This window comes from Bacteroides oleiciplenus YIT 12058 (genome assembly GCF_000315485.1).
GTDB lineage: Bacteria > Bacteroidota > Bacteroidia > Bacteroidales > Bacteroidaceae > Bacteroides > Bacteroides oleiciplenus.
The window spans coordinates 191,746-209,472 of record NZ_JH992944.1; the positions used below are offsets into that span (position 1 = coordinate 191,746).

At 44.0% G+C, this 17,727-nt stretch carries 7 protein-coding genes; 2 read left to right on the forward strand and 5 right to left on the reverse strand.

Going from position 1 to position 17,727, the window contains the following annotated elements:
- Positions 1 to 64: 64 nt before the first annotated feature.
- On the reverse strand, positions 65 to 4,516 hold the full coding sequence (locus HMPREF9447_RS20505) for a hybrid sensor histidine kinase/response regulator transcription factor (protein WP_009131702.1): 4,452 nt from the start codon (positions 4,514 to 4,516) through the stop codon (positions 65 to 67).
- An 85-nt stretch (positions 4,517 to 4,601) separates the two neighbouring features.
- On the opposite strand from HMPREF9447_RS20505, the gene HMPREF9447_RS20510 reads away from it, so the two are divergent.
- Both HMPREF9447_RS20510 and HMPREF9447_RS20515 read left to right on the forward strand, forming a co-directional pair.
- Positions 4,602 to 5,756: a dienelactone hydrolase family protein gene (locus tag HMPREF9447_RS20510; protein ID WP_009131703.1), complete on the forward strand. Its 1,155-nt coding sequence runs from the start codon at positions 4,602 to 4,604 to the stop codon at positions 5,754 to 5,756.
- A 20-nt stretch (positions 5,757 to 5,776) separates the two neighbouring features.
- On the forward strand, positions 5,777 to 10,198 hold the full coding sequence (locus tag HMPREF9447_RS20515) for a two-component regulator propeller domain-containing protein (protein WP_085938353.1): 4,422 nt from the start codon (positions 5,777 to 5,779) through the stop codon (positions 10,196 to 10,198).
- Between the two features lie 152 nt (positions 10,199 to 10,350).
- Here HMPREF9447_RS20515 and HMPREF9447_RS20525 read toward each other — a convergent pair whose 3' ends face one another.
- The 4 genes from HMPREF9447_RS20525 to HMPREF9447_RS20540 form a co-directional block, all read right to left on the reverse strand.
- Positions 10,351 to 11,493: a dienelactone hydrolase family protein gene (locus HMPREF9447_RS20525; protein ID WP_009131705.1), complete on the reverse strand. Its 1,143-nt coding sequence runs from the start codon at positions 11,491 to 11,493 to the stop codon at positions 10,351 to 10,353.
- 14 nt (positions 11,494 to 11,507) lie between these two features.
- Positions 11,508 to 13,040, reverse strand: a complete 1,533-nt coding sequence (locus HMPREF9447_RS20530; protein ID WP_009131706.1) for a RagB/SusD family nutrient uptake outer membrane protein — start codon at positions 13,038 to 13,040, stop codon at positions 11,508 to 11,510.
- A gap of 20 nt (positions 13,041 to 13,060) precedes the next feature.
- Positions 13,061 to 16,054, reverse strand: a complete 2,994-nt coding sequence (locus HMPREF9447_RS20535; RefSeq protein WP_009131707.1) for a SusC/RagA family TonB-linked outer membrane protein — start codon at positions 16,052 to 16,054, stop codon at positions 13,061 to 13,063.
- A 314-nt stretch (positions 16,055 to 16,368) separates the two neighbouring features.
- On the reverse strand, positions 16,369 to 17,685 hold the full coding sequence (locus HMPREF9447_RS20540; RefSeq protein ID WP_009131709.1) for an acetylxylan esterase: 1,317 nt from the start codon (positions 17,683 to 17,685) through the stop codon (positions 16,369 to 16,371).
- Between the last annotated feature and the right edge of the window lie 42 nt (positions 17,686 to 17,727).

The window sequence follows — 17,727 nt, forward strand, 5'->3', positions numbered from 1 at the left end:
TTCATTCAGTACCAAAAGATATAGATTTTCCTCCTCTTTATAGCTGCAAATCTAATGCATAAAATTATTTCTTTCCCCCCTTATCCCTATATTCCGTAGGTGTCATCCCCATCTTCTGCTTGAAGCATTTGCTGAAATAGCGCGGGTCGTTGATACCTACCATATAGGAAATCTGAGTCATGGAATATTCTCCCGTTTCAATGAACTGAACAGCACGCTTGATACGCATTTCCTTGATAAACTCAATGGGCGCCAAACCAGTCAGCGTCTTTAGTTTCTTGAAGAAAACAGAACGGCTGACGGCCAGTTCCTGTACCAAGTCATCTACCACCAGATCACCGTTATCCATATTCTTCTCCATCAAGTCTACCAGTTTATCCATAAACTTACGATCATTGGGAGACATTTCAGGCCCCTTCTCTTCTACTGTTTCTTCGGTGGAATCAACTGTCGGGTTTCCTGTCATCAGGTTATCGCGATAGATGCCTTGCAACTTCTGACGTTGGGTAAGCAAATTCTTCACACGTGCTTTCAGGTAAGTAGCACTAAACGGTTTCGTGATATAATCATCAGCTCCATACTCCAATCCCTCCAGTTTACTTTCAATGGAAGTCTTGGCTGTTAGTAATACAATAGGAATATGGCTGGTTGTCATATCTGCACGCAGTTCACGAGTCATTTCGATACCATCTTTTTCAGGCATCATAACGTCGCTGATAATGATATCCGGAAGGAATTTCAATGCTTTACTCCAGCCTTGCATACCATCCACTGCCTCCACAATTCTATATTCCGACGCAAAAATACTACGAAGGAACAGGCGAAGTTCAGAGTTGTCTTCCACTAACAACATGGTCCCTTTAGAATCCGTATCATCTTCTGCTTCTTCAGCAATAATATCTTCTTCCGGTTGAACCGGCACTTCACTTGCAATATCAGTGACCTGCTCTGCAATTCCCATGCCCACGGTGGCATCATCCTGCAAAAATTCCACTGTTTCATCATAGTGCTCTTTCCCTTTCAGGAAATCAACTTTAAAACAACTACCCTCACCCAGTTTACTGTCGACTGTAATGATAGCCTTATGCATCTCTACCAGCTCCTTCACCAACGACAGACCGATGCCGGTACTTGACTGATTGAACAGGTTACGGTCCACCAGATTTTCGAAACGGACAAACAAAGACTTTTTCTTATTATCGGCAATACCTATTCCCTGATCTTCCACACCCACGGAAACCGTTTTCTCATCTTCACGGACAAGGACAGTAATCATTTTCCCATTCGGAGTATATTTAAAGGCATTGGAAAGCAAATTGAATACTATCTTTTCAAACTTATCCACATCTACCCAAAGATACAATTCATCCTTTTCCGTTTCAAACAGGAAATCTATCTGATGTTCCTCGGCTACAGACTCAAAGTTCTCCATTATCTTGCGGGTGAAAGCTACCACATTGACACGTTGCACCTGCATCTTCATCTTCCGGTTCTGTATCTTCCTGAAATCTAAAATCTGATTAATCAGTCTCAACATGCGGTTCGTGTTCCGTTCCACCACCTGTAACTGTTCGCGGGCATCATCCGGGAGCTTGGTATTCTCCAAAACATACTCCACAGGTCCGGAAATCAAAGTCAATGGTGTACGCAGTTCATGAGAGATATCAGTGAAGAAGCGCAGTTTCATGTCGGTCACTTGCTGCTCTACGGATACTTCATGTTTCAGACGATAAATCGTGAATAAAATATATACCGCCGCCACAATAATCATGATAAAGAAAAGCACATACAAGAAATAAGCAAACGGAGTCTCCCAGAAAGAGGGAAGGATTTCGATATCCAGGGTACGCGTGTTTTCAGTCCACACCCCGTCTCCATTCGTTGAGCGGACTTTAAAAACATAGTGCCCTTTCGGAAGGTTGGTATATGTTGCCACACGCTGCTTACCAACAGCGTTCCAGGCTTTTTCAAAGCCCTCCAGAATATAAGCATACTGGATTTCGGAAGGTGCAGAATAATCAAGCGCAGCAAACTGGATGGTAAAGATATTCTCCCTGTGTGACAACACCAACTCCCTCGTGTCATCCAGAGCTTGTTTCAGCACAGAGCCCTGCCCGGGCAGTATGTCCTTATTAGCAATTAGCAACTTAGAGAAAACAATGGGTGGCACATACTTGCTCTTACAAATGGAATCCGGATTAAAATAAAAGATACCCGTACTGGCCCCGAAAAGCATATTGCCCGATGCTGTATACTCCGAAGCGGCTTCACTGAAACGCGCCCGGAAAAACACCTCTTTATCAGCGTAGTTTTCAAACTTCTCCTCGGAAGGAACAAACTTACTGATTCCGTTTTCCGAACTCAACCACAAACTACCATTTTTATCCTCCCGTATGGAAAGCAACACATCTGAAGGAAGACCATCAGATACTGTATAAGACTTAAACTCAGCATTACCCTCCTTATCCAAGGATACCAGTTTATTCAGTCCGCCGCCAAAAGTGGCGATGAAGAGTTCTTTGTTCTGAGTCGATACAATCCAATGCACATCGTTGTTACTCAAACTATGTTCATTGTCCGGAATACGCAGGAAATGATGGAACTTCACATCTTCGGGATTCTTGAAGTTCGCATCAATCATCAGTGCCCCAATAGTAGTTCCAATCCAGATATTTCCCTGATAATCACCTGTGATGAAACGGGCTTTAGAACAATAATCAATAGGATAGCCTTTCAGATTATTACGGTGATTCACAAAGATTTCCTTTCCATCCTGATTGTGTGCCATATAGTTTATGCCACCGGCAAAAGTAGCTATCCAGATACGTCCTTGAGTATCTTCGTATACACAGTAAACATTATCATCGCTCAAACTGTAAATATCGTCTTTCTGATGCTGATAACGTGTTATCTTATACTGATAGGCATTTTTCTGCCTTTCGGCTCTCACCAGCCCGTCCCCTTTCGTTGCAATCCAAAGGTTATGTTGACTATCTTGTAATATGAAATACACAGTACCGCGCAATGGAGTACCACTCTGCGAAACAGTGCCGGATTCAGTCAGGTAGCCCCGGTTCACACGATTTTTGTCATACACCCGCAGTTTACCATCTTTCAGACCAACCCACAAATTCTGGTCTACATCCTCACAAAGAGCACGTACTTCATTGCTCAATGATTCGTAGTCATGGGGAACCGGTGTCATCACCCGAAATTGTGACGGGCGGAATGTCACCTTCTCCAACCCCTTGGAGTGTGTACACATCCACAGATTGCCCTGCCTATCAGAGAAAGCAGCATGAATTTTATTGGAGAAGCGCCAATCATGTCCCGACAGACTATTATAAAAAGAACGCAAGCTATTGCTCTCACGGTCAAAATAGGAGAAACCTCCACCATAAGGGTGCACCCACAGCACACCGTTAGCATCTTCATGGACATGAAATGCCGGGCGTGAACGGTCGCTGCTGGTAGGCTCCACAGCTATTTCTTCACGTTTCAAGATTCGCGTATGAGGGTTAAAATGCATGATTGAACCCGGAGTATGTTGTTCAAACCAAACTTCGGATGCTTTATCCACATAAACAGAGTGGATAGACCCTTTCGGAAAACGGGAAGCAGGAAAGTGTTCCATTTCCTCTATCTTAAACTTATAAGAAAAGAAACCATCTTTCGCAGTAGTAAATATCATCTCCTCTCCATCTGTACCATCAATAGAGACAATACGGGAAGAAGCTGTCAGGCTCAATAACAGAAACTGCCCACCCTCTTTTTGATAACGCCACACGCGTCCGTTGTCCGAGCCAAAATAGATTTCCGAATCATGTTCCAAACAAGAATAGAAGGCTTGCCCACCTTTTTTTTCCCGCTCTGTAGTTTCAGAAAAATAAAAGACCGGTGTTTTCTCTCCGGGAGCCAGCATTCCCAATCCATTGTCGGATAATATCCATTCATTACCCGATTGGTCTTCGTGGACACGAAACACGCGCGTTGCAGAGAATTGTCCCGATTGAGCAGAAAACCATTGTGAAGTTAAACTATAGTCTTGCGGATTGGTCGTCACACGAATGGCTCCTCCAGTTTCCGACAACAACCATACCGTTCCTCCCGGAAGCACTTTTATCTTCGTAACGTTAGTGGCAAAGCCATCTTCATTCTCCCCGGGCACACACTCAAACGTTTCTGTACGAGGATCAAAGCGATAGGCATGATTATCATAAGTCTGCAACCAGATAAAGCCATACTTATCTTCCGTCATATAGTCCACACGATTATGGCTCAGCACGATACGGTTATCGAGCCGCGCCTTATACGTTTTGAATGAATATCCGTTGAACTTATTAATGCCATCCCATGTAGCAAACCACATATTCCCTTTGTGATCTTGCAGAATGCTCATTATTGTATTCTGAGAAAGTCCGTCTTCAGACGAATAATGGGTGAAAAAACAATCCGGTTGTGCTTTTACTGACACTGCACATACCAACCCAACTATCAGATATAAGATTTTTTTCATCATAGCACGCCTTTTCTATGCGGTAAAGATAAGGAATTCATATAAAATTCATGTATCTTTGTTTGCATTTTAACAACCACAAGCTATGAAGCGCATTACAAGTATTCTTTTAGTAGTCCTCTTCGGACATCTTTCCTCCATTGCCCAAACAAATACTATTCCTTATGGGGTCGTCAAGAACATGCCTGTTTTCTACGAGCAACTTAAACAACAACTCACTTATCCGATGGCGTGGGGAAATTCCCCTGTCCGCAAATTCGACAAGTGGCGTTCGCAGGCACGGGAAGTTTTATTGGAGTGCATGCAGATTCTCCCTCCCGCTCCTACTAATTATGATATGACAATAGTTGCTACAGAACGGCGCAACGGATACGAAGCCCAGAAGATAATGTTCAATGTATCAGAATGGTGCCGTATTCCGGCATACCTGTTAGTACCGGATGGTGAAGGCCCTTTTCCGGCAGTTGTCATGCTGCATGACCACGGAGCCCACTTTTCCATTGGCAAAGAGAAAATGGTGCGCCCGTTCGGAGTAACTCCTGAGATAATGGCGGATGCCGACAAGTGGGCGGTAGGTTGCTACGACGGGCAATATACAGGAGATTACTTTGCCGAACACGGATACGTAGTACTGTCCATAGATGCCCTGTTCTGGGGAGAACGTGGCCGGAAAGAAGGAGTAGATTATGACGGACAACAAGCTTTAGCTTCCAACTTCCAGCAAATGGGTAGCTCTTGGGGTGCCTTCATCAATATGGACGATGTGCGGAGTGCAGAATTCCTCGCTTCACTCCCATTTGTCGATAAGAATAAAGTGGGTTGCCTCGGTTTCTCAATGGGAGCCTACCGTTCCTGGATGCTTTCAGCAATCACCGACTGCATAAAAGCCTCCGCCTCCATCTGCTGGATGAACACTACTGAATATCTGATGACATTAACGAATAATCAGAATAAAGGTGGCTCGGCCTTTTCAATGCTAATACCCAGCCTACGCCGTTACCTTGATTATCCGCACGTGGCAAGCATTGCATGTCCCAAACCCACCTTATTCTTCAATGGTACCCAAGACAAACTATTCCCTGTAGAGGGGGTAAAGGATGCCTATAGCATCATGCAGTCCGTTTGGCAGAGCCAGAAAGCCTCCGACCGTCTGGTTACTAAGATATGGGAAGAGAAGCACTTTTTTAATAAAGAGATGCAACGGGAAACATTGGAGTTCTTTAATAAATGGTTGAAATAAATCTCGTTTGGAATCCAGTCATGAAACGAATCGGAATACTATTCACATTTTGCATATTCAACATCACTTTATGTCTGGCACAATTGCCACACACCTTTACACAATATACCTCTGAGGACGGGCTTGCACAGAAAACCATACAGGGAATTATGCAAGACCATAAAGGAGTCATGTGGTTCGCTACATGGGACGGGCTTTATAAGTTTGACGGATATACGTTCAAGAACTATAAAGCACATCCGGGAGACAGTATCGGACTAAGCAACAACCGCCTGGACAACATAAAAGAAGACAGATACGGCTATATCTGGGTGCGAAGTTATGACCATCAGGTTTATCGGTTTAATCCAAGAACCGAACAATTCCAGGCTATTCCTTACGAAAATTATCTGTCTCAGGACATATATGTGCTTCCATGTGGAGATGTATGGGTGGTAACTGCACTAAATGAGTTAATCCGCGTAACCATTCAGCCCGACACCCGGGAAATGAAAGCTACCAATTTCTTCAAGTCCCATCAAATCTCATCTTCAGAACGGATTAACTCTATCTTTCAAGATAAGCAACAAAACCAGTGGATACTTACAGAAAACGGGTTATACAGGTTGAGTAAGAATAAAGAGGAAGAGGAACTATCCTCCTACTTCGTCTCTCCCTCAGCCAAGGATAAGCAACCCTTTTATGACGCATTAGAGAATGAGCATGCCATTTACTTCACATCCAAACGGGGATGTATGTACGAATACCACCCCGATAACGGTCAGTTTTCAAGAGAAGAATTCACCACCCACTCCTCTATAAAGTCTGTCCGGCAACTAAAGCACGATAAACTATTTATCGGTACAGCGTCCGACGGCTTCTTCATTCACGACCTCAAAAGCAAGAGTTTTCGCCATTACAACACCTCCACTTGCTCTTCATTAAGAGATAATCAGATTAAGGAAGCATATGTAGACTCCAACGGAGAAGTCTGGATACGTCTGCAAACTAAAGGAGTAACGCACTTCAACCCAGAAAACGAACAGTTCGATTTCTTCATCCTGAAAGATAAATATGGGAAAGATGTAGTTGATTCCCGACCTGAAATGTATATCTATGAAGATATAAACGGGGCTTTATGGTTGCACCCTTCCGGCGGTGGATTTGCCTGGTATGACCGTAAAAACAATCGGATAAAACCCTTCTACAACCCAGCTTTGCAATCCGGATGGAGCTCCGACAATAAAGTCACCGCTATTTTCACCGATAAACAAGGTAATCTATGGTTGGGGTCTTATGGGAACGGACTGGAGAAAGTATCTTTCAATACCAACCACTTCCATCTTTTGACAGCCGCCCCGGATGATCCTGAATTTCCCGGCAGTAATATTCGTGCTATCTATCAAGACCGCAATGGGTATCTATGGACCGGAAACAAAGATAAGATAGTGCGGGTTTACGACAAAAAACAACGCTACATAGGTAATCTTACAGCGCAAGGAACCATTTCTCCTCACAGCACAGACGAATTGGGTATAGCCTATGCTATCACGCAGGACCATGAAGGAACTATCTGGATCGGTACCAAAGGCAACGGACTATTTGCAGCCACCCCCCAAAGTAAACCATTGACCTATCATCTGAAACAATACACAGCCGATACTGACAACATATACAGTCTGAGTGGTAATGAAATCTATAGTTTGTATGAAGATAAACAGCAACGAATTTGGATTGCAACATTTGAGGGCGGAATAAACTATCTGGAAAAAGGAGTGGAAGGAGAATCCGCCCGGTTCATTAACTACCGGAACCGGTTAAAAAACTACCCCATTACCCAATGTAACCGCACGCGCTTCATTACTTCCGATGCCCAAGGCAATATCTGGATAGGCAGTGCTACAGGATTGCTAATGTGTGAGGGAAATTTCAGCGAACCGGAGAATATCACTTTCCATCGCTATAGCCGCATACCGGGTAACCCGCAAAGCCTCAGCAATAACGATGTGCACAACATATTTTTCACTCAAAAAGGAGAAATGTATGTGGCTACTTTCGGGGGCGGACTGAACAGATTACTGTCACTTGACGAAGAGCAAGCCACATTTAAAGCCTATACCATGAAGAATGGGCTTCCTTCAGACGTTTTATTATCCATCGAAGAAGATACAGACGGCAATTTGTGGTGCGCCACCGAAGAAGAGCTTTGCAAGTTTATACCGGACACGGAGAAGATCACAAACTACCCTTCCAGAGTTTTTCCGAGACGGATTAATTTCAGCGAAGGAGCTGCGCTACGCACACATTCCAACTATCTGATGTTCAACACCGTCAAAGGTATCCTTTATTTCTTTCCGGACTCAATCCATACCAGCACTTATACTCCCCCAATCATTTTCACCCGCCTGCAACAGGCGGAGAAGACGGTAACACCCGAAGAAGGCGGCATACTAACCACCCACATCGATGATACCCAACTCCTGACATTGCCACATGACAAGAATGGATTCAGTATTCAGTTTGCAGCGTTGGATATGAAATACCCGGATAACATTTCTTACTCCTACCAACTGGAAGGGTTCGAAAAAAACTGGAATGATATAGGAAATCAGCGCACCGCCACTTACACCAATCTTCCAAAAGGACATTATACCCTGAAAGTTCGCTCTACAAACAGTGACGGTGTATGGGTAGAGAATACACGCACATTAAATATCACTGTGCTCCCCTCTTTCTGGGAAACCCCTTGGGCGTATCTTCTCTATGTGCTCTTCATCCTGTTAGTCATTTTCACAGCCGCCTATATTCTCTTTACCATTTTCAGGCTTAAACATAAAGTCTCTGTCGAACAGGAGATTTCAGACATCAAGCTACGCTTCTTTACGAACATTTCTCATGAACTGCGCACACCGTTGACTCTAATTGCAGGCCCCATTGAGCATATATTGCAACATGGTAAGCTGAATAATGAAGAAAGAGAACAATTGGTGTTAGTGGAACGCAACACAAACCGCATGCTTCGCCTTGTCAATCAGATACTGGACTTCCGCAAAATCCAGAACAAGAAGATGAAGATGAGAGTGCAGCAGATTGACCTTATCCCCTTCACTCGCCAGATTATGGAAAGCTTCAACAGGCTGGCAGACGAACATCAAATAGACTTTGGAATGACTACGCAAGTCTCCCAACTCAAAATATGGGCGGACCCGGATAAACTGGAGAAGATATTGTTTAACCTGTTATCAAATGCATTCAAGTATACCCCCCAGGGCAAGCAAATTAAAGTTATCGTGCAGGATGGAGAAGATGAAGTAATGATTGCGGTAGAAGACCAAGGCATTGGTATCGCCGAAAGCAAGCAAAAGTCTTTATTCATCCGCTTTGAAAACCTGGTGGACAAGAACCTGTTCAATCAGGCCAGCACCGGCATCGGCCTTTCACTCGTGAAGGAACTGATTGACATGCATCATGGAACAATAAATATCCATAGTAAGCCCGGTGAAGGAAGTTGCTTTACGGTAAAACTTCCCAAAGGCAAGGAGCATTTCGACAAAACAGTTGAGTTCATCCTGACTGATTACACCATAACCGATGTTGCTCCGGGATACATGAATACCCCATTGGCCTCCTTTGCCGAAAGCGAAGGAGAGAAACTGAATAATGAAAAAGAGACTATTCTGATAGTAGAAGATAATCAGGAGTTGCGCTTCTTCATCAAGACCATCTTCATCCAGCACTTCAATGTGATAGAAGCCGAAAATGGAATTATCGGATTGGAAAAGAGCAAGAAATACCTTCCGGATATCATCATCAGCGACGTGATGATGCCTGAGAAAGACGGCATTGAGATGGTGCGTGAGCTTCGCGAAGAAATGAGCACCAGCCATATTCCTATCGTAATGCTTACAGCCAAGTCAACTATTGAAAGCAGAATAGAGGGTCTGGAATCGGGAGCGGATGATTATATTACAAAACCATTCAGCGCAGCTTACCTGAAGGCACGGATTTTCAATCTGATTGACCAGCGCAAGAAGTTGCAGGCATTGTTCTGTGCCAGCCTGTTGCCCACATCCATTGAGCAACAGCCGGACAAAGGAAAGGAAGAGACGCCTGTCCTCTCTCCCAACGACCGGAAATTTATGGATAAAGTAATGGAAACCATAGAAAAGCATCTGGATAACGGCGACCTCATGGTGGAGGATATTGCCAATGAAGTAAATATGAGCCGCTCCGTATTCTTTAAGAAGCTGAAAACACTGACCGGACTGTCGCCCGTTGAGTTCCTGAAAGAAATACGCATGAAACGTGCCGCCCAACTGATAGAAACTGATGAATACAGCATGGCTCAGATAGCTTACATGGTGGGGCTTAATGATTCTCACTATTTCAGTAAATGCTTTAAGCAACAATATGGCATTACCCCAACTGAGTACAAAGAAAACCGGAAGCTGAACATAGATTGACGGAAGGTTATCGAATGCATTTTGCCACCCCTTTGGCAAAGTTTTGCCACAGCCTTGGCAAAGTCTTGCCAAAGGGGTGGCAAAACCTTGCCAAAGAAGGGGCAAAACGTTGCCAAGGCTGTGGCAAGATATCCTTGCTACTAACCTTTGATTTACAGACTTTTATCCAGGAATGATAAAACAGCTTCCTGCACCTTTATCCCGCAGTCATGTGGCATATCCCATAACTCAGTAACAAGTTTATCACCTGCCGAACGGCTTTCCCATACCTTCCTCATTTCGGCAAAAGCCGCATTCACTCCCACCGGAGGAAACAATTTATCATGCTCGCCATTCAGGAAAAACATGGGCTTGGGACAAGCTATAGAAGCGATATGCGGATAATCCAGATAACGCCTGATGCCCGGCAACATATTGGCAAAACCTCCTCTTTCGCGTCCATACTCCCACGAGAATTGGCAATCCGTAGTCACCATCCAACAAACTGCTGCTCCTGCCTTTACTTTGTCTGTCAGCGCCGAAAGCATCCAGGCACGGTAAGCACCCATGGAGAAACCCATACAACCGATGCGCTCAGGGTCAACTTCCGGCAATGTCGCCAGGAAATCAGTGGTGTACATATCTTCATAGTTCATAAAAGCACTCCAACTACGTCCCAACATCATAAAGTTGCCCGCCACAGCCATATGCCGGTCACCGTCAACCCCTTCTTTACGCCCGCGTTCTCCCCAGAATATGGCATCAATAGAGATAACCACATAACCATGAGCCGCCAGATAATCGCCTACATATTGCCCACCATAGCATTGTTTAGCCCATGCATCAGCATCAGCCAACACCTCGGGAGACACGTCGAAGGGACGGATCATTTTCTCTTTGCCAATTGTATAATGGCCTCCGTGGTCATGAAGAAGTACAACTGCCGGAAATGGTCCTTCGCCGTCAGGAACCAGCATATAGGCATTCACACGCGAATAGCCCGTCAGGTTGAAGCGCAGTTTCCTTGCTTTATACCCATCGCGTTGTTCTTCCGCAACTACCTCCAACTTATAATCAGTAGTATAAGGAGGTGGGGCCAACATGGCATCCAGCACAGTGTTACGCGCCTGTTTACGCCATTTCTTAAAGTTCTTCATCGGACTGTTTCCCCAAGCCATAGGGTAAGTCAACTCTTGCTTTAGCTGGTCCAGGAAAACCGGCATCTCTCTCTCCAGCTCGTAGCCGGATAAATGCTGAGAAAGGGCGGCCACCGAAGTGACCAACCCTAACACGCAAAGAATGATATTTCTTATCATACCAAAAACATATATTAATAATTCGGATTTTGTTTCAAATTAGGATTATTATTCAACTGAATGGCAGGTATCGGATAAATTCCCCTCCATTCTTCTGTTACACCGGTTTTATAGAACCAGGTATCTGTGAAGTAAGATCCAAAACGAATCATATCACGGCGGCGCTGATTCTCCCAGATGAATTCACGGGCACGTTCTTCTTCTATCTTTTTCAGGGTCAGTTCATCCCAATCGGCCACTCCACTGCGCCGGCGCACCTGATTGACCAATTCGAGGGCTTCGTCCAACTGTATTCCTTGTCTGAACAAAGCCTCAGCCTTCATCAAAAGAACATTGGAATAGCGTTCCAGAATATAATCATTATCAGCTTTACTGCCGGACCATGCCACACCTATCGGTGAATATTTCAATACCCGGTAGCCTTCATTATCCTGCGCAGCAACCATATCTTTGATGGTTGTCAGTACGAGTTGAGTACCTTTATCATCACATAGCGGAGTCACTCCATCCTGATAATACTGAGGTCCGTATTCCAGAAGTTCCAGACGTTCATCACCTTCTTCATATCTCTTCAATGCATCATCAGTAAAGCAATATCCATTGGCCGGCGCAAAAGACAAATTATACTTCTTCTGGTCGAGGGCATGCTGGGTATAGAGTATAAACTCATTTCCATCCACACCTTTCGACGGGTCTACCGCAAAGGAAGAAATGACTTCCGATGAGTTTGCTTCGTTTGTAGCAAGGAAACAGTCTCCCACTTTATTTTCCAGGGAATAGGCGTTTGTTCCGATAACATGATTACACATCGTCACCACGTCAGCCCAATGAGCCTCGCCGGCATACACCTCAGCATTCAGGTAAACGGAAGCTAAGGCTGTATATACCGCCTCTTTTGTCAAACGCGGATAATAGGCAGCTCGATTCACTTCTTTAATGGAAGGCAACTCTGCCGCAGCCTCTGCAAACTCTTTCACCACGAACTCGTAAACTTCCTTTCTGGATGCCGTTTTCGGTAAATCATTCGCATCCACTTTAGCTCCTGTGAAAAGAGGAACATTTCCGAAATAATCCATCGCATAATAATATCCGTAGGCACGAAGAGCCCGTGTCTCTGCAATCAAGGCTTTCAAGTCGTCTTTCATGGGAGAGGATTCCATACTGGCTATCACGGCATTGGCAGCGCCGATTCCCGGAAACAAATAAGTTCCCCAGCAGGTTTCAAGACGGGCATTATCCGGTGTTATCTTATGCGCCATTATCTGCATATTGCCTTCGTCATACCAACCACCACTGGCACGCCCCGGACAGAAAAACTCATCTGTACCAAACTCTCCTATTCGCCAGCCATCACCGCCGGCTCTGGACATGTATGCCAGATATTGATATACACCGACTACAGAAGAGAGAGCTTCTTCTTCTGTCTGATAATAGGTCTCAGGAGAAAGTCTGCCATATAATTCTTCATCCAGATTAAGGCAACCGGACAACATACTGATTCCGATGCCACAGGCAACTATGCTTTTAAATATTCTTCTTGTTTTCATCTTCTGATAATAAATTAAGGTTAAAATGAAACGTTGATACCCATTGTGAAAGTACGTGCTTTCGGATAACTCAGATAGTCGATACCCATCGGAGCTACGCCGGTTCTTGAAACTTCGGAGTTTACTTCAGGGTCCAGACCGGAATATCCGGTAATGGTGAACAAATTCTGGCCGGAAACAAATACACGTGCATGGGTAATACGTAACGGTTTGAAACTGAAATCATAGCCCAAAGAGAGATTATCCATACGCAGGAACGAACCATCTTCTATAAATCTGGAAGAGAACACCTTGGCTTCTTCACGGTTCACACCGGCGGTCACAGCTTCTTTCAACACATTTCTACCCGGCAGGTTATTCAGATAAGCAAGGTTATTTGCCGTACAGTTATATACATCATTGCCTACACTACCGCGCAGATTCATGCTCAAGCTCCAGTTTTTATAGCGTAAAGTGGTAGAAATGCCATATGTAAAGTCGGGTTGTGCGCAACCAATGATTTCAGACTCACCATCATTGGCAAATTGTTCTTTTCCGTCCTTGATGCCAATGAACTTCTTTCCATAGAAGGTTCCCAATGGTTGCCCCGGCATAACCAACTGAGCATAAGAACCGGAAAGCCCCTGCCCTTGACAAGGAGCTACCTTCATATTTTCCCCGGTCCACTTATCATTCGACAGACTTATCAATTCATTCTTATTACGACTGAAGTTCAGATTTATATCCCATGAGAAATTCTTTGTACGCAGCACATCGAATCCCAAATCAATTTCAATACCCTGATTCTTTACTGAACCTACATTGGCAATCTGCGAAGTAATCAAAGACGGAGAAGGAACTGCTACTGAAAGCAGCAAATCGGTGGTTTTCTTATAGTAATAATCAATACTACCATGAATTCTTCCGTGGAAAAGTCCGAAATCCAAACCTATATCCGTCTGTGCAGTCTGTTCCCATTTTATATCCGGATTGGAATATTGTTGCGGCAATACAATGGTTACTTTTTCACCACCTACCAAATATCCGTTGGTGCTGGCTCCCAACGTATTCAGAGAATTATAGTTACCTATTTCCTGATTACCTGTGATACCATAGCTGACACGCAGTTTCAGGTCGGTAAGAATATCGCTATGGTAAAATTCTTCTTGAGAAATTCTCCAGGAAGCAGCAGCCGAAGGGAAAACACCCCACTTATGGTCCGCACCGAAACGGCTGGAACCATCACGACGTACAGTAGCAGTAAACAGGTATTTATCTCCATAATTATAGTTTATACGACCATACATAGATATCAGCGTGTTACTTTCAGCAAAACTGCTTATGCTCTCCACCGTCTTTGCCGCAGCAAGGCTATACCACTTGAATGTATCAGACAAAAAACCGTAGGCACGAGTATGGTTACCTTCATCATAGAAATACTGGTAAGAGTACCCCAACATGGCATCAATAGAGTGTTTGCCGAACTTCTGATTATACTTCAAGATGGTTTCCAGCAATTTAGAATAGTCTTGCAGCTTTTGTACGCTGACGTAGCCGCCATTACCATTACCAAGCAGGTTGCTCTTGGATATATAGGAGTTACGCTCAATCGAATTATAAGTGTAGCCCAGATTCACCTGAAACGTGAAAGGTTTATAGAAATTCCAATCTGCGGTCAGATTACCCAGGAATTTCCTGTTCTTACGTTCGTCCAGAATCTCCGATGCAAAAGACACCGGGTTGACACGATAAGGAGGCACATCATAGAAGTCACCTTCATCATTATAGACCGGATAAGTGGGATTAAAGACATAGGCTTCGTACAGCATGCTACTTCCCATTTCACTGCCAACCGTATTGGACACTGGTGCCTGGTCGGCATTTGTTTCACCATAGTTCAAGTTCATACTCAGTTTCAGTTTGCCATCCAGTGCCGTATGATTAATATTCATACGGGCATTGGCACTGGTCATACCGGAACCTAACATGACGCCTTCCTGATCGCTGTAGCCCAAAGATGCACGGTAGTTTGTATCCTCACCCCCACTCATGAAAGAAAGGTAATGGTTCTGAGAAATTGCCGTACGGAAAATACGGTCTTGCCAGTCTGCATTATCACCTTTATCATCCAATGTCAGTCCTAAATCATTCACTGCCTTACGGTATTCATCACCCGTCAGTACATCCAGCTTATTGCTCACATTAGAAATACCTAAACTATAGCTATAATCCAATTGCTTAACTCCCTTCTTTCCTTTCTTGGTAGTAATCATAATGACCCCATTAGCACCACGGGAACCATAAATGGCAGTAGCGGAAGCATCTTTCAGGATATTGATGGATTCAATGTCATTAGGATTAATAGAAGCTAAGGGATTCACCGATTCCTGGTCAAAGAAGTCCGTATTACTACCATTAGAAGCAATGTGACTTGAACTTACACCGGCAGAGCTATTGATAGGTACACCATCAATTACATATAATGGATCATTGGAAGCGGAGATGGATGTACCTCCACGGACACGGATTGTATTAGAACCACCGGGTTTACCGCTATTCTGGCTGATATTTACACCAGAAAAGGCGCCCTGCATCAATTGCTGAGGACTCAAGTCGGTACCCACCTTAAACCGGTCGCTACTAATAGAAGAAACGGCTCCGGTTAAATCGGACTTTTTCATCGTACCGTAACCCACCACCACTACTTCTTCCAAAGCCTGGGCGTCATCCAGCAGTACTACATCAATCGTACTCTGTGAACCTACCACAATTTCTTGTGCCACATATCCTATATAAGAAAAAACAAGAGTGATTTTTCCTGAGGGAACAGGCAAAGTATACTTACCATCCATATCGGTAATTGTTCCTACGCTTGAATTACCCTTTACAGTAACATTCACACCAATCAGCGGCTCTTGCTTCGAGTCAGTCACCGTTCCCGTAATTGTCTTGTTTTGTGCGTACAGGCATTGTGTCAATATCAATGCCAATACCAAACATAACTTTCTAAAATCAAAATGCAGTTTGTTTTTCATATTAATACATTTGGAGTTAATAAATAAAGATTCAAAGTTTCTCTATAAGGTTTTGTCTTTCACCTTGCCATGCAAAGGAGGGGATTATCTTGATTTTTAAGGTGAAAAATATGCTCAAATCGGTTAAAAAAATAGTCCAACTGGCTTGGAGCATCTTTATAGAGGGGATTTAAACAATTATTCCACATGTTTTCTGCACTTTTTTACCCTTCGGCAATCGATTATTCTACAACGGAAGAATTTATAAAAAATCCTCTCCGGTATATTTTCAAAGAAAGTATATCAGAGAGGAAAGAACATAGAATAATTCCTGTTTATTTCAGGTGTTTCAATATCCACTTCAACTGCCCGTATTCTGTGTCATTGGAAGTCCAATGTTCATTAATCGGAGTAATCAAAGCTTCTTTCGGACAACCCAACGTATTATAAACAGCGTAACTGGTGGTAGGCGGACATACATCGTCGTTATATCCCCAGGTTATGTAAGTAGGCACCTTTATCAGACGGGCAAAGTTCACCACATCATAATATGCCATTGTTTTCAGTTTATCAGGGGTATCCATACCTCCCGTCCGGAAGAAGTGGGGATAGCCGCCTGCACGTCCGGCTTTATAACCGGCCATATCACTCAAAGCAGGATGATTGGCAACACAAGCGGTAACACGGTTATCCAAACCTGTAGTAATCAGAGCCAAAGCTCCACCCTGGCTACCACCCTGGACAATGACATTCTTGCCATCCCATTCCGGTAATGAAGTCAGCAGATCAATGCTACGTACACAACCCAGATAAACACGCTTCATATAATAATTATCACGATTATCCAGCCCATTGTTCAGATAACCGTTTTCTCTACCGTTAAAGGCATTACTGATTTCCTTGAATTCTTCCTCAGACATTGTCGGGTTCAGTCCATGTATCTCGATTTCAAAACGGATGCATCCTTCTTCCGCATAATACTTATGACGCAGAGGTTCCTTGATGGTTTTGATACCTGCTCCCGGAGGGCAAAGCACAACCGGACAAGAACCTTTCGCTGCGTTTTTCGGATAGAAAAGATAGCCATAGATACTCTGCCCACGGTTATTCAACATCAACTTAATAAGGTAACAATCCACTTTATCAGTGCAATAGTCCTTTGCCAGCTCTTTCGTATAAGTCAATGGATACCTGGCAGCTTCCGCTTTATTGTTATCCCAGAACTCATTAAAGTCTTTGGGCATCTGCGTATAAGGCTTGATGTTTTCCGGAGAAAAACCGACTTTCACGTGATGCTTATAACTCTTTCCATCCACAGTTGCCGTCATCCGGCAGTCACGAAAGCCCGGTTCTTTCATTGTTCCGATAGAAATTACGGCTTTACCCTGTTTCAAGGTAACAGAGCCAGAGGTTTCAGCAGGCATCATGTCTCCACCTATCTCATAAGATACGGTCACACCATCCTGTGGAATACCATATTTATAGAATTGCACTTCAACCGTAGCTTTTTCTCCGGTCTTATAAATCCAGTCAGCATGATTGGGCACAGTAACCCAAAGCACATCGCTCCGGTACGGGTAGTTCTCCGCAGATACAAACGACAGCGGAAATATCAAGGCGAACAACAGTACTAATAAACTCTTCTTCATCATTGTGTTCTAATGTTTTTCAGATTTTTAATTGATTTCAGTTCT

What these genes read in the sequence shown, in the direction of transcription:
- HMPREF9447_RS20505 (WP_009131702.1), bottom strand. Translation starts at nt 4,516, where the DNA reads ATGAAAAAAATCTTATATCTGATAGTTGGGTTGGTATGTGCAGTGTCA.
- HMPREF9447_RS20510 (WP_009131703.1), top strand. Translation starts at nt 4,602, where the DNA reads ATGAAGCGCATTACAAGTATTCTTTTAGTAGTCCTCTTCGGACATCTT.
- HMPREF9447_RS20515 (WP_085938353.1), top strand. Translation starts at nt 5,777, where the DNA reads ATGAAACGAATCGGAATACTATTCACATTTTGCATATTCAACATCACT.
- HMPREF9447_RS20525 (WP_009131705.1), bottom strand. Translation starts at nt 11,493, where the DNA reads ATGATAAGAAATATCATTCTTTGCGTGTTAGGGTTGGTCACTTCGGTG.
- HMPREF9447_RS20530 (WP_009131706.1), bottom strand. Translation starts at nt 13,040, where the DNA reads ATGAAAACAAGAAGAATATTTAAAAGCATAGTTGCCTGTGGCATCGGA.
- HMPREF9447_RS20535 (WP_009131707.1), bottom strand. Translation starts at nt 16,054, where the DNA reads ATGAAAAACAAACTGCATTTTGATTTTAGAAAGTTATGTTTGGTATTG.
- HMPREF9447_RS20540 (WP_009131709.1), bottom strand. Translation starts at nt 17,685, where the DNA reads ATGATGAAGAAGAGTTTATTAGTACTGTTGTTCGCCTTGATATTTCCG.